Annotated in this window: 18 protein-coding genes and 1 pseudogene; 9 read left to right on the top strand and 10 right to left on the bottom strand. The window is 57.3% G+C overall.

Annotated features, from left to right (window positions below; translation table 11 throughout):
• Window positions 1-266 precede the first annotated feature (266 nt).
• On the top strand, window positions 267-545 hold the full coding sequence (locus tag WM40_RS10000; RefSeq protein ID WP_024903923.1) for a hypothetical protein: 279 nt from the start codon (window positions 267-269) through the stop codon (window positions 543-545).
• Between the two features lie 58 nt (window positions 546-603).
• Here WM40_RS10000 and WM40_RS27825 read toward each other — a convergent pair whose 3' ends face one another.
• A complete protein-coding gene (locus WM40_RS27825; RefSeq protein ID WP_024903922.1) occupies window positions 604-1,170 on the bottom strand; it encodes a GNAT family N-acetyltransferase in 567 nt (188 codons plus the stop codon).
• 344 nt (window positions 1,171-1,514) lie between these two features.
• On the opposite strand from WM40_RS27825, the gene WM40_RS10010 reads away from it, so the two are divergent.
• Window positions 1,515-2,660 carry a glycerate kinase gene (locus WM40_RS10010; protein WP_024903921.1) on the top strand — a complete coding sequence of 382 codons (1,146 nt, stop codon included), beginning with the start codon at window positions 1,515-1,517 and terminating at the stop codon, window positions 2,658-2,660.
• Here the strand turns inward: WM40_RS10010 and WM40_RS10015 are convergent, their stop codons facing one another.
• The 4 genes and pseudogenes from WM40_RS10015 to WM40_RS10030 all read right to left on the bottom strand — a co-directional run bounded on the left by WM40_RS10015 (window position 2,661) and on the right by WM40_RS10030 (window position 6,898).
• The gene (locus WM40_RS10015; RefSeq protein ID WP_024903920.1) at window positions 2,661-3,908 is read right to left on the bottom strand and encodes an enolase C-terminal domain-like protein; all 1,248 of its coding nucleotides are present in this window, start codon (window positions 3,906-3,908) and stop codon (window positions 2,661-2,663) included.
• 87 nt (window positions 3,909-3,995) lie between these two features.
• Window positions 3,996-5,294 (bottom strand): MFS transporter, encoded by a 1,299-nt coding sequence (locus tag WM40_RS10020; RefSeq protein WP_024903919.1) that lies wholly within the window; start codon window positions 5,292-5,294, stop codon window positions 3,996-3,998.
• A gap of 61 nt (window positions 5,295-5,355) precedes the next feature.
• A pseudogene (locus WM40_RS10025) lies at window positions 5,356-6,130 on the bottom strand (SDR family oxidoreductase).
• Window positions 6,131-6,142: 12 nt separating this feature from the next.
• Complete coding sequence (locus WM40_RS10030) at window positions 6,143-6,898, bottom strand: FadR/GntR family transcriptional regulator (protein ID WP_024903917.1); 756 nt, start codon at window positions 6,896-6,898, stop codon at window positions 6,143-6,145.
• Window positions 6,899-7,081: 183 nt separating this feature from the next.
• Between WM40_RS10030 and WM40_RS10040 the strand changes: the two genes are divergently transcribed.
• Window positions 7,082-7,876 carry an SDR family NAD(P)-dependent oxidoreductase gene (locus WM40_RS10040; protein ID WP_046152790.1) on the top strand — a complete coding sequence of 265 codons (795 nt, stop codon included), beginning with the start codon at window positions 7,082-7,084 and terminating at the stop codon, window positions 7,874-7,876.
• Between the two features lie 41 nt (window positions 7,877-7,917).
• Here the strand turns inward: WM40_RS10040 and WM40_RS10045 are convergent, their stop codons facing one another.
• The 3 genes from WM40_RS10045 to WM40_RS10055 all read right to left on the bottom strand — a co-directional run bounded on the left by WM40_RS10045 (window position 7,918) and on the right by WM40_RS10055 (window position 12,151).
• Complete coding sequence (locus WM40_RS10045) at window positions 7,918-10,224, bottom strand: ATP-dependent DNA helicase (RefSeq protein WP_024903915.1); 2,307 nt, start codon at window positions 10,222-10,224, stop codon at window positions 7,918-7,920.
• Window positions 10,221-10,613, bottom strand: coding sequence for a hypothetical protein (locus tag WM40_RS31330; RefSeq protein ID WP_024903914.1), 393 nt, complete (start codon window positions 10,611-10,613; stop codon window positions 10,221-10,223). Before WM40_RS31330 ends, WM40_RS10045 begins: the two co-directional genes overlap by 4 nt.
• 104 nt (window positions 10,614-10,717) lie before the next feature.
• On the bottom strand, window positions 10,718-12,151 hold the full coding sequence (locus WM40_RS10055) for an aminotransferase-like domain-containing protein (protein WP_046152791.1): 1,434 nt from the start codon (window positions 12,149-12,151) through the stop codon (window positions 10,718-10,720).
• 268 nt (window positions 12,152-12,419) lie between these two features.
• Here WM40_RS10055 and WM40_RS10060 point away from each other — a divergent pair, with 268 nt between their 5' ends.
• The 6 genes from WM40_RS10060 to WM40_RS10085 all read left to right on the top strand — a co-directional run bounded on the left by WM40_RS10060 (window position 12,420) and on the right by WM40_RS10085 (window position 19,185).
• The gene (locus tag WM40_RS10060; RefSeq protein WP_236693458.1) at window positions 12,420-13,853 is read left to right on the top strand and encodes an amino acid permease; all 1,434 of its coding nucleotides are present in this window, start codon (window positions 12,420-12,422) and stop codon (window positions 13,851-13,853) included.
• Window positions 13,853-15,112, top strand: a complete 1,260-nt coding sequence (locus WM40_RS10065; RefSeq protein WP_024903911.1) for an NAD(P)/FAD-dependent oxidoreductase — start codon at window positions 13,853-13,855, stop codon at window positions 15,110-15,112. Before WM40_RS10060 ends, WM40_RS10065 begins: the two co-directional genes overlap by 1 nt.
• Before the next feature lie 12 nt (window positions 15,113-15,124).
• The gene (locus WM40_RS10070; protein ID WP_036010429.1) at window positions 15,125-16,261 is read left to right on the top strand and encodes a branched-chain amino acid ABC transporter substrate-binding protein; all 1,137 of its coding nucleotides are present in this window, start codon (window positions 15,125-15,127) and stop codon (window positions 16,259-16,261) included.
• A gap of 33 nt (window positions 16,262-16,294) precedes the next feature.
• Complete coding sequence (locus tag WM40_RS10075) at window positions 16,295-17,674, top strand: ethanolamine ammonia-lyase subunit EutB (protein ID WP_036010426.1); 1,380 nt, start codon at window positions 16,295-16,297, stop codon at window positions 17,672-17,674.
• The gene (gene eutC / locus WM40_RS10080; RefSeq protein WP_024903910.1) at window positions 17,671-18,519 is read left to right on the top strand and encodes an ethanolamine ammonia-lyase subunit EutC; all 849 of its coding nucleotides are present in this window, start codon (window positions 17,671-17,673) and stop codon (window positions 18,517-18,519) included. Before WM40_RS10075 ends, eutC begins: the two co-directional genes overlap by 4 nt.
• A gap of 285 nt (window positions 18,520-18,804) precedes the next feature.
• Complete coding sequence (locus WM40_RS10085) at window positions 18,805-19,185, top strand: RidA family protein (protein WP_024903909.1); 381 nt, start codon at window positions 18,805-18,807, stop codon at window positions 19,183-19,185.
• A gap of 40 nt (window positions 19,186-19,225) precedes the next feature.
• On the opposite strand, the gene ligD is transcribed toward WM40_RS10085, so the two are convergent.
• Entirely contained in the window at window positions 19,226-22,075 is a 2,850-nt protein-coding gene (gene ligD / locus WM40_RS10090; RefSeq protein ID WP_046152792.1) for a DNA ligase D, read from the bottom strand.
• On the bottom strand, window positions 22,075-23,004 hold the full coding sequence (gene ku, locus WM40_RS10095) for a non-homologous end joining protein Ku (protein WP_024903908.1): 930 nt from the start codon (window positions 23,002-23,004) through the stop codon (window positions 22,075-22,077). The genes ligD and ku overlap by 1 nt, the downstream gene beginning before the upstream one ends.
• Between the last annotated feature and the right edge of the window lie 7 nt (window positions 23,005-23,011).

The following is a 23,011-nucleotide window of genomic DNA, read 5'->3' on the forward strand; positions in this document are numbered from 1 at the left end:
GATTGCGAACAACTGTCGAGGATCCCTTGCGAGATGGGTAGGTTGATTTAGCGCGAACGATGGCGTCAATGCTCGTTTTTGCTATCGAAACAGTCCCACGGTCAATTGATCCGAAAGACTGCTCCCCTTTGGCAGTGCGGTGGTAAGGCTTTTGCCGATGCGCAACATCGGCACCATTGTGGGCTAGACCTTCTGGCCGAGTCTGGCAGGTTTGCCACAATTACTGTATATTTATACAGTACTGAAGTGCCAACTGGGAGCCAACGATGGAACACCTCATTCGCGTCATCAATGAACGAGACCGTCAACTGCTGAAATGGTTGCTTGAGCAAGTTGGAGCACCGCGCCTGACAGCCGCCGCCCATCGACTCAGTTCAGAAAATCACCCAAAACCGTATGTGTCGGCAGTATGCCGCTATCTGGGATTGAAGCCACCGTCACCCCGTGCACTACCTCGCGATCACGCCCGGTTTTCCGTGGCCGATCATTATCTTGCCGTGATGCGCGAAAGCCTTGGCGGCACAACGCCAGGTAAGCCCCAGTAACGATGGCATGGGGTGTACTCAGGACGAAGCCGGCATGGTGCGAAGAGATACCAACTCACTAGGCGATCAGTGTCGTTGCCTGATGTTTGGTTGCTACCGCCTCCGCCATTGCGGCATCGGTCGAACCCGACGGTTTGAGACGGGCCATCGATACCGCGCAACGATAGCCGCCCGCGCCATAGCCGTACGCCGGATGTACGCCTTCTCGCGCGAAGCCGAGTGCCTCGTACAAACTGATCGCGGCGACATGGGCTTCCCATACGGTAATTTCCAAACGGGACAAGGCAAGCCATTGATCGGACCACTCGATCGCCTTTGTCAACAACGCACGACCGATGCCCTTGCGTCGATAGTCCCGGCGTACACACAACCCAATTGATCCGACGTGACGCCGCATCGGCTGAAAACCGTCATTGCCAATCTCGATGAAAGCCACGAGCTCATTGCTGTTCGACCGCTGAGCGACGATAAACAAACCGAGGCCCTCGGCACGCTTGATTTTGTTACGCCACCATTCCGTAGAAGGCAGTAACGGGCATGCATATCCCCAGGCGGCGTCATCATCCGCGGTCAGGACGCGTAGCGCATCCGCGTCGGCCGGGTCGGCCCTCCGCAAGAAATACATGCTCTCTCCCAACAACGTTTTACCAGGTGCTGAGTGTAACGTTCGATGCTCCCGGTTCCCTGCCACGCCTGACGATATGGCCATACGGCTAATCTGCCCACCACCGACGACGGTGACCGGTTTTCGCGCCCGCTATCCTATGTCATCAGGATCGCTTGCGTACGACAACCAGGACAACGATGCGGATCGGAAAACACAAACTCGCATCCACTGTCCCGAATGCCAGATAGGGCGCTTGTATCGTCTCGGCAGGACGTCGCCAAGAGTTTCTGCATTCACCGCCTGCAACGCCGCCCGGTTGATCCGGTACAGTAACGGTTGGTTCCGTTCTCCCGTCGCTCGCCATGCCTATACCTGCTGCCCAACCCATCATCGTCGTCGCACCGGACTCGTTCAAAGGTGCCCTTGATGCGGAAGGCGTCGCGCGCGCCATTGCCGCCGGGATTCGAACCGTGCTACCGGATGCGGTGGTGCGGGAATACCCCATGGCAGATGGCGGCGAAGGCACTCGCGCCGCCTTACTGTACAACGGAGGGGAATGTCTGCCGTTGCAGGTGCAAGGCGCAGGTGGCGCGTGTCGGAAAACGATAGCGGGGCTCACGCCGGAAGGCGCGGCCATTGTCGAGTCCGCCGATATTATCGGCATTACCGACCCGGCAGGCATGTCCGTGCCGGTGACGGCACGCAGCAGCGCGGGGCTCGGTGAGGCATTATCTCAATTACTCGACCGGGGTATTCGCACCTGCTTCATCGCGTTGGGAGGCACCAGCACCAATGACGGTGGTGCGGGCTTTCTGAGCGCGCTTGGTGTGGGAATATTCGATGCGGCGGGCAACCGGATGATGCCCACGCTGGACAGTCTGCCGCACGTGATGCGCGTGGACGCATCGGGATTGGATGCCAGGCTGGCGAAATGCCGGCTCGTCGGTATGGCCGATGTCGATAATCCGCTGACAGGTCCACACGGTGCAACGCATGTATTCGGACCGCAAAAAGGGATACGCGCCGACAGTGCCAACGCTCACGATGCCGCCATCGGCCGCTTTGCCAGGCTACTGGAAGCCGCAATGGGTTGCGCATATTCGAATGCGCCCGGCGCAGGGGCTGCGGGCGGTCTCGGATTTGCAATCCGCATGGTGGGTGGCACGCTGCAATCAGGCGCCGACATCGTTGCGGAGCAAATCGATCTTCGCACGGCACTCGAGGGCGCCGATTGGTTAATCACCGGTGAGGGTCGGTCGGACACACAGACGTTGCGCGGCAAGGCGCCATTCGCCGCAGCGATGCGCGCGCGGGCCGCCGGCGTACCGGCAACCTTGCTGTCCGGCGCGATTGCCCGGGATGCGGGTCCGTTGCTCGGGCAACACTTCGCGGGCTGTTTTGCAATCAACGATGGTCCGATGTCGCTCGAAGCGGCCATGGCGGATACATCGATTTTGTTGCACAACGCAGCCGCGCAATTGACACGTCTGCGTTTTTGCCAGCATTGATCATGGCGTCTGTAACGTCCCATCGCGTAGACGGGTTTGCGTCCAGGTTGTGACGGCGTTCGAGCAGGGAAACTTTTTTGCCTGTGCTTCGTCGAGCGTCACGCCAAGGCCTGGTGCGTCGTTCGGATAGACAAAGCCGTGCCGATATTCCGGCAAACCTGGAAAAACATCCAGTAACGCCGCGTGCGGCCCCTTCAATTCCTGGATGACGAAATTCGGCGGTTCCACGCCGGACCATTCCTGGACACCAAAATTGCGCGCGGACAGATCGATATGGATATTCGCTGCATGGGCGAAAGGAGACATGTCACCTGGTCCATGCCAGGCGGTGCGCACACCATATTGTTCGGCAAAAATCTGCAGCTTGCGGGCTGGCGTGATCCCGCCTATCTGGCTCAAATGCACTCGGATGAAATCGACCAACCGGTCGGCAATCAGCGTACGCCACTCGAAGGGGTGATTGAACAATTCACCCTGTGCCAACGGTGTCGTCGTCTTCGCGCGAAGCTGCCGCAACCACTCGCCCTCTTCCAGCGGAATCGCGTCCTCGAGGAAAAACAACGCATACGGCTCCAGCGCACGCGCGAAGCGAATCGCGTCGATCGGCGCAAGACGTTCATGGACATCGTGGATCAGTTCGACGTCGAAGCCCAGCCTCCGACGCAGGCCATCAAATAACTTCAGCGTGTCGCGCATGTATTGCCGGGCATCGAGATAAATACCGTCTGGCGCACCGTGCGGCGCATGCATTGGCGCCTTGCCGAAACCGCCGCCGCCATAGCCGCCACTTTGACATCGTATATGCGTGACACCTTCCTCACGATAGCGGGCGATCGTGTCACACAATGCCGCCACATCCCGCCCTTCCGCATGCCGGTAAATCGGCACGGCCTCCCGACTTTTACCGCCAAACAGTTGATATAACGGCAGGCCCGCCACCTTCCCCTTGATATCCCACAACGCCATGTCAACACCCGAGATGGCATTGTTCTCGATTGGCCCGTTTCGCCAATAGCCGTTCTGATGCATCAACTGCCATAGATCCTCGATCGCATGCGCATCACGTCCGATAATCAACGGGCGCAGATAATCCTCCAACACGCATTTGACCGCCAGATGACGATAGGCGAATGTCGCACAGCCATAGCCGACAAGCCCGGGCTGGTTGGTCTCGATTTTCACGACGACCAGGTTGATGCCTTCCGGCGCGGTGAGGATGACCTTCAAATCAGTGATCAGTGTTGTCACGGTACGTTTCGTCATTGATACGTGGTTGATTTCGGTCGACGTCTCTTCATGCATCGCGCCGACTGCGTGGGCGTATCGCGGCGCGACTCAGGTCGACGAGGGACTTACTGCCATGGGACGCTCGCCGACGTGACGCGATGCCGTGCCGCCAGGCACCGTCATCATCAGGAACACAGAGGCAAGCAAGGAGACGGCCATGAAAATGTACGATGCGGCCGGACTGCCGGTGGCGCCGTTCAGATAACCCACCAGGTAAGCACCTAAAAACGCACCCAACGCGCCGCATGCATTCACCAGGCCGATTGCACCGCCCAACACGTTACTTGGAATCAATTCGGGAATCAGTGCAAAGAATGGTCCATACGGCGCATACATCGTCGCACCGGCGATCACGAGCAGCGTGAACGACCACCAGAAATGCGTGCTGCCAAGCAAGTACGAACCGACGAACGCCGCCGTCCCGACCAGCAGCAATGGCCAGACGAAAAGCTTGCGGTTGCCGGTACGGTCGGACAACCAGGAGGCCAACAACATCAACACAATGGCTGCGAGATAAGGCACCGCGGACAGCCAGCCGATCGAGACGATATCGATCGTCGAAGCGGCTTTCAGAATAGACGGTAGCCACATGATGAAGCCGTAGATGCCCACACTCCACAGCGCGTGAATCGCACAGCATTTCAAGACGATCGGCGAGCGAAACGCGCCCCGGTAGTCGCGCACCGGGGCGATACCAGATTGCTCGGCATCAAAGCGCGCCTGTAGCACACGCTTCTCGTCTGTGGTCAGCCACCCGGCCTCGGACGGACGTTCGCTGACCGTGAACCACCAAACCACGGCCCAGATGAGCGCAGGAAGCCCTTCCAGAACGAACATATGACGCCATCCGAAACTATGCACCAGATAACCGGATAGCACCGACATCCACAAGACGGTGACCGGATTGCCCAGGATCAACAACGTGTTTGCCCGGGAGCGCTCGGTCTTCGTGAACCAGCGGCTGATATACATCAGCATGGACGGCATCACCGCTGCCTCCACCACGCCGAGGACGAACCGCAGCACCATCAGCGTGGGAATATTACTGACCATGCCAGTAGCGGCGGCGCAGAGGCCCCACAATACAAGACTGCAGAAAATCAGCTTGCGCACACTGTTGCGCTGCGCATAGATCGCGCCCGGCACCTGAAACAGGCAATAACCAAGGAAAAACAGCGCACCAATCAACGACGACGTCGCGGAGCTAATGCCCAGGTCTCTATCGATCCCCGCCGCTGCCGCGAATCCATAATTGGCACGATCCAGGTAGGCAAGACTATAGGTGATGAAAATCACCGGCATCAAATACCACCATCTGCGGGTAGCGATCGGTTGAACGTCGTTCATGATATGCCTCGTCTCCAATGTTATTTACGTGCGGCAAGCGATTTCATTCGCCGCTTTTTTTCTACAAGACCGACAACCACCCACCATCGACATAAATGATTTGTCCATTGACATAGCTCGACGCCGCCGAAGAAAGGAAGACGGCCGCGCCGACCAATTCCTCCGGCCGCCCCCATCGTTGCGACGGATTGCTGCTCTTGACCCATGCATCAAAACGCGCGTCTTCCACCAACGGCTTGTTCATGTCTGTGAGGATATAGCCGGGACCGATTGCATTCGCCTGTATGTCCGATTGCGCCCATTCCGCACTCATGGCACGCGTCAGCATCTTGATGCCGCCTTTTGCCGCCGTGTAGGCCCCGACCGTGGCCCGTGCGCCTTCACTGGTCAGCGAGCCGATGTTGATGATCTTCCCGCCAGCGCCGCGCGCGATCATGCGGCGTGCGGCGTGCGGCCTCCCTGGCAACAATGAATGCGCTGGTCAGGTTGGTATCGATCACTCGCTGCCAGTCGGGCAACGCAAGCTCCACTAGAGGCTTGCGAAACTGGATACCTGCATTGTTGATGACGATATCAATCCGCACCCCGGCGTCATCCCACGATTCAAAGGCGCTGACCACTTGCGCTTCGTCCGTCACATCGAAGTGGCGTCCGATAACGTCGAACCCTTCCTCGCGTATTGTCGCGACGGCCGACGCAACCGTTTCCTCGCGTGTACCGTTGATCCACACCTTCGCGCCGGCCTGCGCCAGTCCGCGCGCCAATGCAAAGCCGATTCCGCGAGCGGAACCGGTAACCAGTGCAGTACGGCCCGTCAGGTCGAATAGAGAACGCATCCGGGGCATCCTTTATGTAGCGTTGGTGCGCGCCGCTTGCGGTGCCACCGACTGATTGAAGAAATTCGCAGCGTGCAAACGGCGGTCGCGGTCGGCAAAATCGTCCGCCGCGCGATCGATCAATGCCAGCACGGCCCTTTCCGACGCATCGGGATCGGCACGTTCAATGGCCACGCATAAGGTCTCGTGCAACGGCAGAGAGCGTGCCGGCCCCCCTTCCACTTCGGAACTCAGCGCAAAACTTGCTTGAAGGATCGCGGACAATGCCGTTTGCATTTGCTGTATGAACTGGTTGTGGCATGCCAGCAAGATCGCACTGTGAAACGCCAGATCCGCAGGGACATAGGCACCTCGTCCGGCGACCGCCTCCGCCATCGCGTCATAGGCATGGCGCACCGCGCGCCTTTCGGCGTCCGTCGCGCGTGTCGACGCCAACTTCGCCGCTTGCGGCTCGATGATCCGGCGCAATTCCATCAAATCGCGGATCAGTGTGGCATCCACAGTCCCGGACTTTGCCCGCCAGCCGATGACATCGGGATCGAACAACTGCCATTGCGCTCGCGGAGTCACCACCGTGCCATGTCGACGACGCACGTCCAACATGCCTTTTGCCGACAACGATTTCACCGTCTCCCGAATCGTGATGCGACTGACCGCCATCTGCTCCGCCAACGCCGGCTCCGCCGGCAACACATCCCCTGGCGCAAAGTGTCCCGCGCAGATCTGCTCGCCAATTCGATCCAAGATTTGCCGATATACCGTCATCATGGTTATTTGCCATACGTATGATGTAATGACAAACTATCGCATCTCACAAATGTCCTTCAATGCGGATAAACCCTTGACTTCGAAGTTCTCTGCCGCAGTCGTTTCGATGCATGGCGTTATGATGGTTTGCATGCGTACCGCGCGTGGTAGCCACCGATGTGAACAAATGAAAGGAGCCATTCCGTGATAATCGATTTAAAAGGCAAGACCGCGCTGGTCACCGCATCAACCGGAGGCATTGGATTCGCGATCGCGAAAGCCTTGGCGGAAAGCGGTGCGGTGGTCGTGATCAACGGTCGAACGAAGAATTCCGTGGATAAAGCCAAGGACAAGCTCGCAGCCAAGGTGGCCGATGCTTCCCTGCATGTCGCTGCCGCGGACCTTGGCTCGAACGACGGCGTCCAGGCGTTGGTGGCGCAATGTCCGCCCATCGATATCTTGATAAACAACGCGGGTATTTACGGGCAGCGCGACTTTTACGAGACGGACGACGACACGTGGGAACGCTATTGGCAGACGAACGTGATGAGCGGCGTGCGGCTCTCCCGCGCGCTGACCCCGGCGATGGTAAAGAAGGGATGGGGACGCGTGGTATTTATTTCGTCGGAGTCGGCTCGCAACATTCCAGCGGACATGATCCACTACGGCGTGACGAAGACGTCGCAACTTTCCCTGTCTCGGGGCTTGGCAAAACGCCTTGCCGGCACCGGTGTCACCGTGAATGCCGTATTGCCGGGACCGACCCTCTCCGACGGCTTCGCGGCGATGATGCAGGATGAGGTTGCCCGCACCGGCAAGTCAGTGGACGAGATCGCGAAGGCGTTCGTCATGGCGCACCGGCCATCATCGATCATTCAACGCGCGGCTACCGTCGAGGAAGTCGCCAATATGGTTGTCTACATCAGCTCTCTGCAAGCGTCCGCGACATCCGGCGCGGCATTGCGGGTAGATGGTGGCGTAGTGGACGATATCGTCTGACGCCGGATCAACGTGCCTCGGATCGACCGCCGTATGGCGAATCAACGGGGCACGTGCCACCAGCGCGGGAGAAGGCGCCTGACATCGGCGCGACGATAACGATCATCTATCAGGAAGACGACGCCGCGATCCTGTTCGGTGCGTATCACCCGCCCGGCGGCCTGTACGACCTTCTGCAGCCCCGGAAACAGATAAGCGTAGTCATAGCCACGCCCGAAGCGCTGTTCGAGCGATGCCCGCATCTGTTCATTGACGGGATTCATCTGGGGCAAACCCAGCGTGGCGACAAACGCACCGATCAGGCGCTCACCAGCAAGATCAACGCCTTCCGCGAACGCACCGCCCAATACCGCGAACCCGATCCCACGCCCATCGATCTGAAACCGATTGAGAAAACTGTCGCGTGCGGCTTCATTCATGCCTGGTGTTTGCGCCCACATGGGCAGGTCCGGATGACGCAATGCCATCGTTTCCACGACTCGCTGCAGATAGTCGAAGCTGCTGAAAAACGCAAGGTAGTTGCCAGGATGTGCTCGATACTGGCCTGCGATCACGTCCGTGATGGGTAACAACGAACGCTGCCGATCGCGCCACCGCGTGGACACATGCCCCACCACTTCCACTCGAAGTTGTCCCGCGCGAAATGGACCTTCCACCTCAAGCCATTCCGTGCCTTCCGCCAGTCCCAGCGTATCCCGATAAAACTGTCCTGGTGCCAACGTGCCCGAAAAAAGCACCGTGGCGCGCGCGGCGACAAACCGCGTCGCGAGATAAGGGGCAGGCACGACATTCCGCACGCTGAGCGTGGTCGCTTCCAACGGGCGGCTTGCAGCGCCTTGCCGCGGCAAATGAACGTGCGCGCCCGCATTGTCCCGATCCCGGGGCGACAGCATCACGTCGAATATCGCATGCTTGCCAAATCCTTCCGCTAGGGAGGCGAAATGCATGACATCGAAGTAAAAACGCAGTGCGGCAGGCGGGACCTCAAGTGGAGCCTGCGCCATGTGGTCGCTTGCCACTTCCACTAGGTTTTGCACGGCGGCAAGCAAGGGCTGGGGAATCGTCTCGTGTACTTGATAGTCCTCCTGTTGCACACGATTGATCGCATTCCAGGCACGGTTCAACCGATCCAGTGGCTTTTTCAGGATAGCGGGCGCTTTTGCCCGGATCTCTCGCAGCACCGTCTGGTCAAGCGCCGTGCTGTACATGCCGCGAGCCCGATCCACCAGATTGTGCGCCTCGTCAACCAGGACCGCGACCTGCCATTGATAGGCCTGAGTCAATCCGAACAGCAATGCGCTGCTGTCAAAATAGTAGTTATAGTCCCCAACAACGACATCACTCCAGCGCGCCAGCTCCTGCGCCAGGTAATACGGACAGACATCATGTGCGAGCGCCGTCTCTCGAACGACTTCCCGCGTCAACTGTCCATGTTCCAATGCCGCCGCGCGCGCATCCGCGAGACGATCGTAGAAGCCGCGCGCCAACGGACAGGCATCACCATGGCAAGCCTTGTCCGGATGTTCACACGCCTTGTCACGCGCCACCAGTTCCAGTGCCCTTAGCGGCAAGCCCTTCGCGCCACCGCGCAACAACGCGACGGTATCGAGCGCAAGGGCCCGGCCCGATGTCTTTGCCGTCAAGAAGAAGATGCGGTCGATCCGCTCTTCGGCACATGCTTTCAACAGCGGGAACAGGGTCGCCAGAGTCTTGCCAATTCCGGTGGGCGCTTGAACCATCAGGTTTGCCCCGTCGCGCGCGGCACGATACACCGCAACGGCGATGTCACGCTGCCCCTTCCGGAATGCATGGGGAAACGCCAGCCCGGATAATGCGGCGTTGCGCGCTTGACGGTGCGCATCCTCCTGCACTGCCCACGCAAGGAACCGTTCACATTGCACGGTAAAGAATGTTTTAAGCGACGCCGCCGTGTGCGACTGCGTCAGCAGGGTTTCCTTCTCACTACGGATATCGAAATACACCAACGAGACCGTCAGCGTCGTCAGTGCGCGCGATTCACAGAGCAAATGACCGTACACCAGCGCTTGCGCCCAGTGCAATGCGCGATGATTGGCAGGCATGGCGTCCAGATCACCGCGATAGGTCTTGATTTCCTCGAGGCGGTTTTCATCGCTGGCATACCCATCCGCGCGTCCCCGCACAGTAAGGTCCCCGTACACGCCCGACAACACCACTTCGACCTCGTACCCTTTCGCCCTGCGTGCCGCAACGGTGACATGCCCAGCCATGCCTTCGGATGCCGTGGGCGCCGGGGTAAAACGCATATCGAGATCACCGCTACGAGCGGTGAATTCGCAGAGGGCGCGCACGGCAATGACATAGTTCATGGCAACAGCATTGCAACTATCGTAACGCCGCGACCGATTGCAGCAAGCGATTCCATCGTGGCGCCGGCAACGTCAACCGGATATCTTTTTTCGTCGTAACGGTGCTCGCGCGACGGGAAATGCCTGCCCCGCCGCGTCATCCTGCGTATAAGCAACGCCTGAAACACCACGGGCAGTATCTTTAAAGCGGCAATGACAGCATGCTCGCGCGCATCGAGAAGGTCTTGATAACGCCGCACGCTCCAATCGATCGCGCAGGTGAAATGGTAGGGGTAGTATGACTGAGCGGCGGGCACAGGGATCAAGGTACGAAGAAGACTGTGTTTTTGTACAGCATCATAGCAGACCTCGACGACGATGCCCCCTCGAACATTGTGAGCCGCCGACATCACTCAAGTTTGGAAAAACCGAAAAGCCCTAGCGCGTGATGATCGACATTGTTTACCGGATATCCCGAGGCTGCTTGGCACCTGCAAGCGATGATCCCCTAGGCTCAGATCGTTCCGAATAAGGCCCGAGGTCGGTCGCGAAGCGTCTGTGCCAGCGTGCCAAGCGCGCGGGACAATTCCGCTCGAGAAGACGCGCATGCAAGATTAATACGTACCCCGTGCTCGATTGGAGATCGATCCACGGCGAACGCAGAGGCAGGCATTGTATTGACGCCGCGAGCTAAGGCATTTGCCGCGAAGTCTTCCGACCGCCAGGGCTCTGGAACACGCAACCAGACAAACATGCACTCTGGGTCGCTGCGCAGCAGCTCGTTCGGAAGTAACTGCCCTGCCAATTCCTGACGAGCCTTCAACTCGGTCCGCTGAGCATCCAGAATAATTTTGGCCGTGCCGTCCTCAATCCAGCGCGTGACAATCAGCGTTGATAAAGGCGACGGCATCCAAGCCGTGGTTCGCACAGCCTCAGCGGCAAGCGCGGCGCCGTGAGTTGGTGTAAGCACGTATCCCACCCGCAACCCAGGTGCCAGAATCTTCGAGGTCGACGCGACATGGAAGGTCAGCTCCGGGCAAAGGCTGCAAATAGTTGGCAATCGCTTGCTAACGAGAGGGCCGTACACGTCATCCTCAATGATCACGATCTGATACTTGCGGGCGATCGACACCAGCGCAATGCGTCGCGCAAGACTCATCGTCACGACGCTCGGGTTCTGCAAGTTCGGAACGACGAATATCGCTTTTACCCGACGTGTTCGACAAGCTTCCTCCAATTCATCCGGCAGCAAACCTTGTTCGTCGCTCGAAATGCCCATTAGTTCGAACTGGAAGACAGGCGCCAGTGCTTTCAAGCCGTAATAAGTAAGCTTGTCCGAGAGAATGATGCCCTCGTGTCCCATGAGACTACTCAACACCGCGTATATGCCATGTTGCGCGCCGCTCGTAACCACCACATTGTCTGGTGATGGATTGAACGTCCCCGTCGAGATCCACTTCGCTCCCGCCAGCCTGGCCCAATCGGGTCCCTGTGGCGGCTGATATTCCTGCGTTTCGGGAAAACGGGGATCTTGTCCGATCGTGGCCATCGTTTTACCAAGTTGGCTCAGAAACGCTCCTGTGGCTGGCCGATTCACTGTGAGGTCGACCACGCCAGTCACCAAACCGTCGCCACGTGATGTCTCCTCGTTGCGGCCCTGCGCCAATTTCACGGCGGGCATCGCGCCACCCGTCACGATGGATCCACGTCGCTTGCTGGCTACGACAAGCCCACGTGCCTGCAGTTCTTTGTATGCACGCAACACAGTGGACACATTGATTTTCAGCTCAACAGCCAGGTCTCGTTGCGGAGGCAATCTGCTACCGGGAGGGTATTGCCCGCTTCTGATTTGCTGCTCAAGGTTATGAGAAATCTCCAGATACGCTGCTTGACGCGTCTTTGTTTGAACCGATTTAGCAGATTTTGTGTGACTATCATCGACAATCATCTAGATAAAATCTCCGTACAAAAAAGTCATATATAGACGAATGCGGCACTGACTTATCGCTCCATCATCACAGAATCTTGGCCTTACGCATCTTAAATTCCCCGAATTCGCAAGCATTATTCCGACGAGGCCCGTTAGCAGCTGGGGAAAACGCCTACATTCACACAAAAACAAGTAATTGCGTTCAAAAAAACTTTGTGTGAGTATGTTTCTCAATGTTTGTACGAACTGCGATCGTACCAGCACTTTATACGCCTTGGAGACCGTTGTGAAAGATTTGCAGTCTGATCCACGCTCGAACACGCGAACGGCCCCAAGCCAAAACACATTAGGTCACGCACTGCGCAAGCGTCATGTGACGATGATTTCGCTAGGCGGAATCATCGGTGCCGGTCTGTTTGTTGGAAGCAGCGCGACGATTGCATCGATGGGGCCGGCTGCCTGCCTGAGTTACCTCGCAGCAGGCATCGTCGTACTCTTCATCATGCGGATGCTCGGCGAGATGGCACTGGCATGCCCTGGCGTGGGCTCATTCACGGAGTTTACGCGCCTTGCCCTCGGTAACTGGGCTGGATTTACCAACGGTTGGCTCTATTGGTACTTTTGGGTCATTGTAGTCGCTGTCGAAGCGGTGGCGGGTGCCGGCATTCTGCAACGTTGGGTGCCCCTGCCCGTGTGGGTGATCGGACTGATTCTCCTGTCGCTCATGACCGCAATTAATCTGATGTCGGTCAAGTCCTACGGCGAGTTTGAATATTGGTTCGCCTCCATCAAGGTCATCGCCATTGTGGTTTTCATCATTGTAGGTGTCGGCTACCTCCTTGGCTTCAGTGACTGGAGTCATATCTCCAGAAATCTCTTCGCGGATCGCGGGTTCCTGCCGTTCGGATGGATGTCGGTCTTCGCGGGAATTCCGACGGTCATTTTTGCCGTGGGCGGCGCGGAAATTGCAACAATCGCCGCCGCCGAATCCGATGATCCGAGCAGGAATGTCGCCTCCATGACTCGCTCCGTCATTCTGCGGATTATCACATTCTATGTAGCGTCGATGCTTGTGATCGCCTGCATTGTTCCCTGGGCTCACATTAAAGTTGGCACGTCACCGTTCGTCGCGGCGCTGTCCGTGATGAATATCCATGGTGCCGCCGACATCATGAACATGATCGTGCTTATAGCAGTGTTGTCTGCACTCAACTCCGGCCTCTATGTATCGTCTCGCATCATGTTTCGCTTAGCGGAGCAAGGTGATGCGCCTCGTCGGGTACTGAAGCTGACATCCAGCAAAGTGCCACGTTTGGCGGTTGTTGCAAGCAGCAGCATTGGTTACGTGGCGATTCTCGCCGCAATCGTTTCGCCTCAGGGTGTATTTCTTTACCTTGTCAGCGCATCAGGCGCAGTCATGCTCTTCGTCTATCTGTTCATCGCCATCTCGCAAATCATCATCCGCAAAAGACTAGAGGCAACGGCACCTCAGCGTCTCTCTTTGAAGATGTGGCTATTTCCCTGGCTGTCTTACTTGGTGGTTGCCGCTATCGCAGGCGTACTCCTCGCCATGGCCTTCGATAAAGAATTGTCAATGCAACTTGTGGCGAGCCTTGTTAGCCTGGCCGTTGTGTCTCTCATTTACGTTGCCACACGCAAAAAGCGCCTGGGATCTGTTTCACCGCATTTCGAAAAACCCGCCTCGAACTGGAAAAAGTAATGGCCGACGTAGCAATTATCGGATCGGGCTTCATCGGGCTCTCCAGCGCTTACTGGTTGATGCGCGAAGGCCATAACGTCACTTTGTTCGACCCCAAAGGCCCAGGAGAGGGCGCGTCATATGGAAATGCAGGTACTTTTGCCAACTACGCCTGCATCCCCGTGAATAACCCTTCGGTATTCGCCGGCATTCCGCGCTTTCTGCTTTCGGCAGCCAGTCCCTTGCGCATCCGCTGGGAGTACATGCCGACACTTGCGCCATGGCTGATGCGCTTTCTGCTTTCTTCAACGCCGTCGCGCTATCGCAACAGCACGGAAGCATTAGCGAGCTTACTTTCCCGCGCGCAAGAAGGCTATCGCGACATGCTTATCGACTCCAGCTTATTGGCGTTTGTCCAGCCACGTGAGTGCCTTTATCTCTACTCCAGCAAATCTGCGTTCGAAGCATCGTATCCATCCTTGGAACTGAGACGGTCTCTTGGCATCGAATTTGACAATCTCGAAAAAGAAGCAATTCAAGAGTATGAGCCAAATCTCGCACCCATTTTCAGACAAGGAACACTTTTCACCGGTAGTTGGTTCTTGAGTGACCCGCGTGGATTTTTGCAACAGCTTCACGCATCGTTAATCAAAAAAGGAATGCGTCACGAACGAAACGGCATTGACCAGATCGATCCGATGATGACGGGCGTATCTATCTCCGATGACACAGGCCAGAAATTTGAAGCATCGCACGTTGTCGTATGCGCCGGGGCCCTTTCCCGCCGGTTCGCAAAGCAATGTGGCGACGCTATCCCGCTTGATACCGAGCGCGGCTATCACGTGAGCTTTCCGGGAACCGCATCGTTGATATCGCGGCCTTGCGGTTGGGCGGAGCGCGGCTTCTACATGACGCCAATGGCTTCCGGAATACGCGCGGCAGGAACGGTGGAACTCGGAGGATTTGTAGACCGCAAGAACGAAGACCTGCTCGGCCTGATCGAGACGTCGGCGCGGGCGGCTTTGCCAAACCTAGGACCATCAGGTGAAAAATGGCTTGGCTTTCGCCCAAGTTTGCCAGACGGCCTTCCCGTCATAGGCACCTCACATAGATCCTCGCGCGTTGTGTATGCATTTGGCCACCAGCACCTTGGCCTGACACTGGGTGGCATAACTGGTTCGGTTGTAGCCGACCTGATTTCAGGTCGAGAACCTTGTATTGATTTGCGTCGCTACAGCGCAAAACGCTTCTCGCATAACACCATCAACCACCGCTTCTGAAGGGGCTGCACCATGAATCGTCGCAATCTGCTAATCAGCTTGGCTGTTGGCGCGCTATATGCCCAGACGTCCGCTTTCGCCGCGGAGCCAGAAATCATCAAGATTGGCTACGCCGGACCTCTCACCGGTGCTGTAGCCCGCGTTGGCAAAGACCTGGAGAACGGAGCGCAACTCGCCATTGACGAGGAAAATGCGCGTAAGCCTGTAGTCGACGGAAAGGCTGTCAGGTTTGTTCTGGACGTGCAAGATGACCAGGCCGATCCGCGCGTTGCGATACAAGTTGCCCAGAAGCTTGTCGACAGCGGCGTGGTGGGGGTGATCGGCCACTACAACTCAGGCTGCAGTATCCCGGCGTCAGCTGTTTATCATAATGCCAATATGGCAATGATCACACCTGGGTCAACAAACCCGGCGCTGACGATGCAAGGATTTGCCAATGTGTTCCGGACGATGGGAAATGATGGCGTGGGCGGTGTCATCGCGGGACGTTTCGCCGTCGAGCAATTGAAAGCGAACAGAATTGGTGTCATAGACGACCGGACTGCATTCGGCCAAGGTCTGGCCGACGCTTTCGTGAAAGGCGTCGGTGAAGTCAAAGGAAATATTGTCGGCCGGGAATACACAAACGACAAAGCGATAGATTTTCGCGCGATCCTGACAACGATGAAGCAAAAGAAGGTCGACCTGATCTTCTTTGGTGGACTTGACGAACAAGGCGCGATGCTTGTGAAGCAAATGCGCTCACTTGGCATGAAGACGCAGCTCTTTGGTGCTGGGGCGCTCAAAAGCAACGCGTTTTTGAGCATAGCCGGGCCAGCAGGGGAAGGCACCAAGGATTTGGAGCCCGGTCCTGCCCTGGACAAACTTCCGTCGGCTGTTGATTTCGCCAAACGATACAAAGTGCGATTTAATCAGGATGTCGAGCTTTATGCGCCATTTGCCTACGATGCGGCACTTACCATGATCAAAGCGATTCATGAAGCCAATTCAACCGATCGAGCAAGAATCGTGGCTGCGTTGCCAAAGGTCACGGTCCAGGGCGTCACCGGTAAAATCGCCTTCGACTCTCGCGGTGACCTCGTGAATCCGCCTTACACGCTCTTCGAGGTAAAACAGGGCGAATGGAAAAGTGAGCAGACAATCAATTAAGGTTTTGTCACTCTCCTTTGCCAGGAACCGCATATGATTTTTCGTGAAACCATCGGCGCGCGAACCTACTTGTTCGATGGGTTAGGATCGTTGCTAGCCAAAGCCGGCCCGCGCCGCTCGGGTGACGAACTGGCAGGGGTTGCCGCATCTTCGGAAGAAGAACGCGTTGCCGCGAAGCTCGCGCTTGCGGCAACGCCGCTAAAAGTATTTCTCAATGAAACGCTCATACCGTACGAGGAAGACGAGATCACGCGCCTGATCGTGGATAGTCACTCCGATGCAGCATTCAAGCCGATCTCCCACCTGACAGTCGGTGATTTCAGAAACTGGTTGCTGAGCGAGGATGTTGACGCGTCGGCGCTGTCCGGCATTGCCAATGGCGTAACGCCTGAAATGGCCGTGGCAGTATCGAAATTGATGCGCAATCAGGATCTCATCCTCGTTGCAAAAAAACGCCCCGTCGTGACGCGTTTTCGGAATACCGTGGGTCTGCCTGGTCACCTGTCCGTCCGACTCCAGCCCAATCATCCTACCGACGACGTGAAAGGCATTGCAGCATCCATGATCGATGGTTTGATGTATGGCAGTGGAGACGCAATGATTGGGATAAACCCGGCTTCCGACTCGCTTTCCGCGATCACTGCATTGCTCCGGATGATGGACGACTTCCGTCAGGCGTATGCCGTGCCCACGCAGACTTGCGTCCTTACGCACGTAACGAACACAATCGCGGCAATCGAACGAGGTGCGCCGGTCGACCTGATTTTTCAATCGATTGCGGGAACCGAAAAAGCGAACGCAAGCTTCGGCGTCTCGCTGTCGCTTCTTGCAGAGGCGTATGACGCCGGTCGTTCGCTTGCGCGTGGCACCGTGGGAAGCAACTTCATGTACTTTGAAACGGGTCAGGGCAGCGCGTTGTCAGCGAACGCTCACCATGGACTAGATCAGCAGACATGTGAAGTCAGGGCTTACGCCGTCGCTCGGAAATTTGATCCTTTTCTAACCAACACCGTAGTCGGCTTTATCGGTCCGGAGTACCTATACGACGGCAAGCAGATTATTCGGGCGGGGTTGGAAGACCACTTCTGTGCGAAATTGCTTGGCGTACCGATGGGGTGTGACATCTGCTACACGAATCACGCTGAAGCGGACCAGGACGATATGGATACGTTACTGACATTGCTAGGTGCTGCCAATATCAACTTCATAATGGGCATTCCGGGCGCGGACGACGTCATGCTCAATTATCAAAGCACGTCGTTCCATGATGCGCTGTATGTGCGTCAAGTACTCGGACTGAAGAGAGCACCAGAGTTTGAAAGCTGGCTTGAGTCGATGCAGATTATCGATCAAATGGGACGCATCAGCAGCCAGTCGCATACTCAACCACTGCTGGGTTGGGTCGATTCATGAGCGATACACCGAAGCGTCGAGACGACGACGGCAATGTAAAGCCCGATGTATGGGGCGCATTGAGAAAGTTTACCGATGCGCGCATTGCGCTGGGACGATCAGGGAGCAGCTTACCCACCGCGCCGCTGCTGGCTTTTAATCTTGCACACGCTCGCGCTCGTGATGCGGTGCATACACCGCTAGACGTCGCCAAGCTGGTAGCGGACTTCCACACGCGATCGTTACAGACGCTTGAAGTAAAGAGCGCCGCCACTAACCGCGATATCTTTCTGAGACGACCCGACCTTGGTCGTCACTTGGACGAAGAAAGTAAATCTCGTCTATTCCGAATGGCCAAGCAAATTGAGACAAAGCCGGACCTAATTTTTGTCATCTGCGACGGTCTTTCATCGCAAGCGGTTGCTCACCACGCCGTGGCGCTCATTGAACGAACCATTGCGCGATTGCCAAGCTGGCGTATCGGACCGGTTGTAATCGTCACCCAGGGCCGAGTCGCCGCAGGCGACGTCGTTGGCGAAATATTAGAGGCCAGGATGGTGGCCGTATTGGTCGGCGAGCGGCCTGGGCTCAGTTCACCCGCGAGCCTCGGGGTCTACCTGACTTTCGCTCCACGAGTTGGATGCAGCGACGCCGAAAGGAACTGCATCTCTAACGTGAGGCCAGAGGGTCTCACGTACGACGCGGCGGCCTTCAAGCTCGCGTATCTGGCCGATGCCGCGCGCACGCGGAAGATAACCGGTGTCAATCTGAAAGACGATAGCGGATACGAAGCATTACCGGGCGGCGAAGACCAGCGGAGAATTGTCCCAGACAAGCGCCAATCCAATACGCAACACGAAATTTAACACTTGGTTCGTCGTTAAAGCGTTTGCGGCAACGCGCAGCTCTAGATAGCGCTTTACCCACAGCAGCAAGCCGATCAAGGGCGCGTTGCCGGGCAGCATCGGCAAAATGCCATCTAGCTTGCGATGACATTCTTTCGATACGACCATCAGGAGAACTTGTTCAGATCTACATGACCAGTGCTCGCGTTCGCTTACCTGGTCGTCACTTAATAGCCATCTACAAATCAACCGCACCACTTTTTATTTATTCGGAATGTATCTGTACGGTAGATAAGGAATATGAATATGCGCAAGACAATTGCAACCGGCTTGCCCGAGGGAAATGCACCTGTTGAATGGGCGACAATCTCGAACGGAACCCTTTATACAGCTAGCATCCCTGTACGCGCGGATGGCTCGATCGAGGACGGCGACATCATCACACAGACTGAGTTGACACTGAACAACCTCAAGCAGATTGTGGAGGCTGCGGGTTGCACGATGGACGATGTGACACAAGTTCAGGTTTTTCTCACTGACAAAATGTATTTTGACGATATGAACGAGGTTTACAGACGCGCGTTTTCGAAGCCCTATCCGAACAGAGCGACGGTGATTGCCGGTCTGATGGTCCCTGGCGCCAAGATAGAAATTGTCGCCCACGCAGTTGTTAGAAATGCCGAATAAGTGGGCGAGGACTTGTGACTACGTGCATTGACCCAATGCATCAATTGGCCTCTCGCCAGACCCCCTTCCGTGCATCTGCCAGCCTCTTTCGCATCGCTGCCGTGATACGTTGATGCGTCTTAGTGTAGTCATGCCACGGATCGTTTTCCACGACGGAAGCATCAGCCAAATCTGCCATTCTTTCGTGAATATTGGCCAGCGTCCAATGATCTCCCCCACGAATCGATGTCAGCTCATCCCAATTAATTGGAATTGATATGCCCAATCCCGGCCGCGCACGCAACGAGTACGCGGCCACGGTGCTGGCACCCCTATTGTTTCGGAGATAATCGACAAAGACCTTGCCCTTACGATTTTCCTCACCCATTTTTGCGCTGAAATGCTCGGGGAGCGTTCCTGCAAGATGCTGCGCGACAGCCTGCGAAAAATCCCGCACAGTGCCCCACACCGCATGACGTGTCAGCGGCACAACGACGTGAAGACCTTTTCCCCCGCTGGTTTTGCAAAACGACCGCAGGCCGATTTCTTCGAGAAATGCGCGGGTCAATTGCGCCGCCTCTATCATCTTCTTCCAGGACAACCCCGCGCCGGGATCGAGGTCAAACACCATTCTGTCCGGTTTCTCGATGGAGTCGACCCGGGCATTCCACGTATGCAGTTCGACCGTTCCCATCTGGGCGGCACCAACCAGCGCCGCCACATTATCGAGCGTCAGCAGCGGCGGATGGCCGGGGTCGAGCTTCGCGTGCTGCATGACATGGGGAATCGATAACGTTGGCGCGTGCTTCTGAAAAAAGCTCTCACCAGCAATATCGGCCGGAACGCGCAACAGCGATACCGGCCGCCCTGCGAGTTCCAGCAGCAACCAAGGGGCGATCCATTCACAGTAGCGAACCAGGTCGATCTTCCGTGCGCCGCTGTGTGTATCAATCACACGGTCGGGATGCGTGATGCGCACCCCGGCAATCGTCTCGCTGGAGGCGGAATGCTTTCTGGAGACCTTCTGCGTCGCGTCCTGTTGGGCGGCTAGGTGCCTGCGTCCACCTGTCGCACTGCGTTTTGTCTCGGACAAGATAGTGCGGCTGTGTGAAGGCATCTGGGGGTCCTCTCGAACAATATCTTTCGCTGACTTGTCAGCCCGCAATTGCACGAACGACGCTTGACGCAATACGCCATTGCGCGTCCACTCGGAAAATTCACACTCCGCCACCAATGTCGGCCTGATCCAATGCATCATGGCCGCGTCGCGTGGAACAGGTCCATCAATAACGCGCTGGCGCCTCGAAGTGCCCTTGTAGACAAGTTTATCGATGCTGCTCCTCAACGACCGTAGCATCGCGGCGCTGAAGCCGGTTCCCACGCGTCCCGCGTAGCGCAATACGGATCGGCCCTTCTCGTCCTTGGCATTGACGCCCAGCAACAACGCACCGAAACCGCGACGCGAACCTGTTGGCTCAGTGAATCCGATGATGACGAACTCCTGCCGCCGACGGCACTTCAGCTTGATCCAGCTTTGCGTGCGCCCCGCCCGGTAAGCGCTGTCGATGCGCTTCCCAATCACCCCTTCGAGCGACAGCGCACAAGCATGTGAGAGCAACTCGGCCGGGGGCGCGTCAAAGTCGTCGGAGAATCGGATCACCGCATCCGCTGCATAGGCGACACGCGCGGCCTTGCGCTTCGATGCAGTCGCACGCGTGGCGCTTGCGGGAGCACGCGCGAGATCAGTCGCCTTGGTGGCATTCGCGTCCCCTGGCACGGGGATATCGGCAAGCAAGGCACGCAACAGCGCCCTGCGTTCAAAAAGCGGCACATCGCGCAGATCATATCCGTGGAAATAAAGCACGTCGAAAAGATAGAGAACGATGTGGCTACTGCGATCTGCATCGAACGCGTTCTGCAACGACTGAAAATCAGGTACGCCTGTTTCGTTGTACGACACCGCCTCGCCATCGAACCACGCCCCGCCAAACGGGCCGCCCATTTCCTTGGCAATGGCTTCCGTCCATCCTCGCAATGCATCCGCCTGCTCGGGCAGCTTGGCGGTCCAATCGTTCTGCTGCCGCGTAAAAAGACGGCCCCGATGACGCTCTTCCTTCGCCTTCGAAGCAGCCGGGCGCGACTGCGCGAGAATCCGATAACCATCGAATTTGATCTCGTACGACCACGTTCCGTTCTCAGGCGCCGCTGCGACGAGAGTCGCCAATTGGGGCTTCATCGTCTCCGGACAGCCACGGCGCACCGCGTGGGGCTTGACCCGGGCCCACACGTCTTGCCAATTCTCCGCTACCCGTCCACGCTTATTTGCCACGGTCGCCTTTGCTGCTTTTGCTCTCGGCTTTACCGTCCCTTCTTTCGATTCGCGCTCCTTCAGCAGCAGCCACTGCGCCTGTTTTCCTCGCATCCGTGTACGTACAAGCGCCCATGACCCATGCAGGCGCTGACCATGTAATCGGAAGACCAATTTTCCAGATCGATAGCCCTCCCTCGCCGCAGCCAGCCCTCCCTCTGGTTCCCAAGAGCCTTTATCCCATATGCTGACGTCGCCGGCACCATAATGCCCTGCGGGAATGGTGCCTTCGAATGAACCGTATGCGATGGGATGATCTTCGACATGAACCGCAAGACGCTTGACCGCCGGGTCCTCACTCGGCCCCTTCGGTATGGCCCAGGATTTCAGCGTGCCATCCAATTCCAAGCGGAAATCAAAATGATGGCTGCTTGCATGGTGTTCCTGAACAACGTACAACAACGCTTCCCGGCCGCCAGCACGCGTGCCACTCCCCTTTCTCCATGCCGTGACCGCAACCGAACCGCCGTCGGGCTCCCGGGTGGCTGACGCGCCAACGAATCTCCGTTTTCCACGATAGGTCGCAAGATAGTCTTCCGCCATCATGGTCCTCCAGTGCCGGTCTTCTTCCGACCGGACCTGCCGCTATTCTTCCGTGCACTAGTGGCACGCTTCGGTGATTGACGCGTCGTCTTGCCAGCCGTGCGATCGTCATCGTGACGCTTCCCGCCGCGTTGACCCAGGCTCCGTTTCAGCAAGGCGGTGAGATCAAGGATATTGGCGGACTGCGTGCGATCGTCCGTTGGGATCGGCACCGCTTCCACGGTCGTTGTTTTGCCAGCACGAATCTTTCTTTCGACCAACGCGAGCACGTCGTCTCGAAAGCGATCCTTGTAGCCGTCCGGCGTGAAATCCGCGGTCATATCGTCGATCAGACGCACCGCCATCTCGCGCTCGCGTGCGCTGACGCTGGCATCACGCCAGGCGCATGCATGCGCATCGCCGTCGTCCTCCGCATCCAGGACCTCCTCTGCCCAGCGCAATGTCGTCAAGGACAGGCCGTCGGGAGTGGGAACCAGCGCGCAGAGGTGCTGCCGCTCGTGCATGACGACGAGTGCGATCCCGATCTTGCCAGACCGATCCAAGGCTTCCCGAAACATCTTGAAAACCTTCTCTCCTCGCGTATCCGGCATGAGGCGATAGGGGGTGTCGAGGTACACAAAATTGACCTGATAGGCTGGCACGAAGCACATGACATCGATGCTTTGCGTGGATTTTGGATTGGCTGCGCGCAACTCGTCATCGCTCAGCACGACAAAGTGCTCCTTCTCGTATTCGAAACCCCGCACGATCTTATCGCGCGGCACGTCCTTTCCGGTCCGCTTGTTGTACTGGCGATAACCAATGGGGTCGAGCGACCGGCCATCCAGTAAATGAAATGACGGCTTGGATGCCCGCGTCGCCGGATACAGTTGCACTGGGACATGCACCAGTCCAAACGCTATCGCACCTTTCCAGAGGATCTTGGCCATCGCATTC

Origin of the sequence: Robbsia andropogonis, from assembly GCF_000970345.1 — a bacterium.
GTDB classification, from domain to species: domain Bacteria; phylum Pseudomonadota; class Gammaproteobacteria; order Burkholderiales; family Burkholderiaceae; genus Robbsia; species Robbsia andropogonis.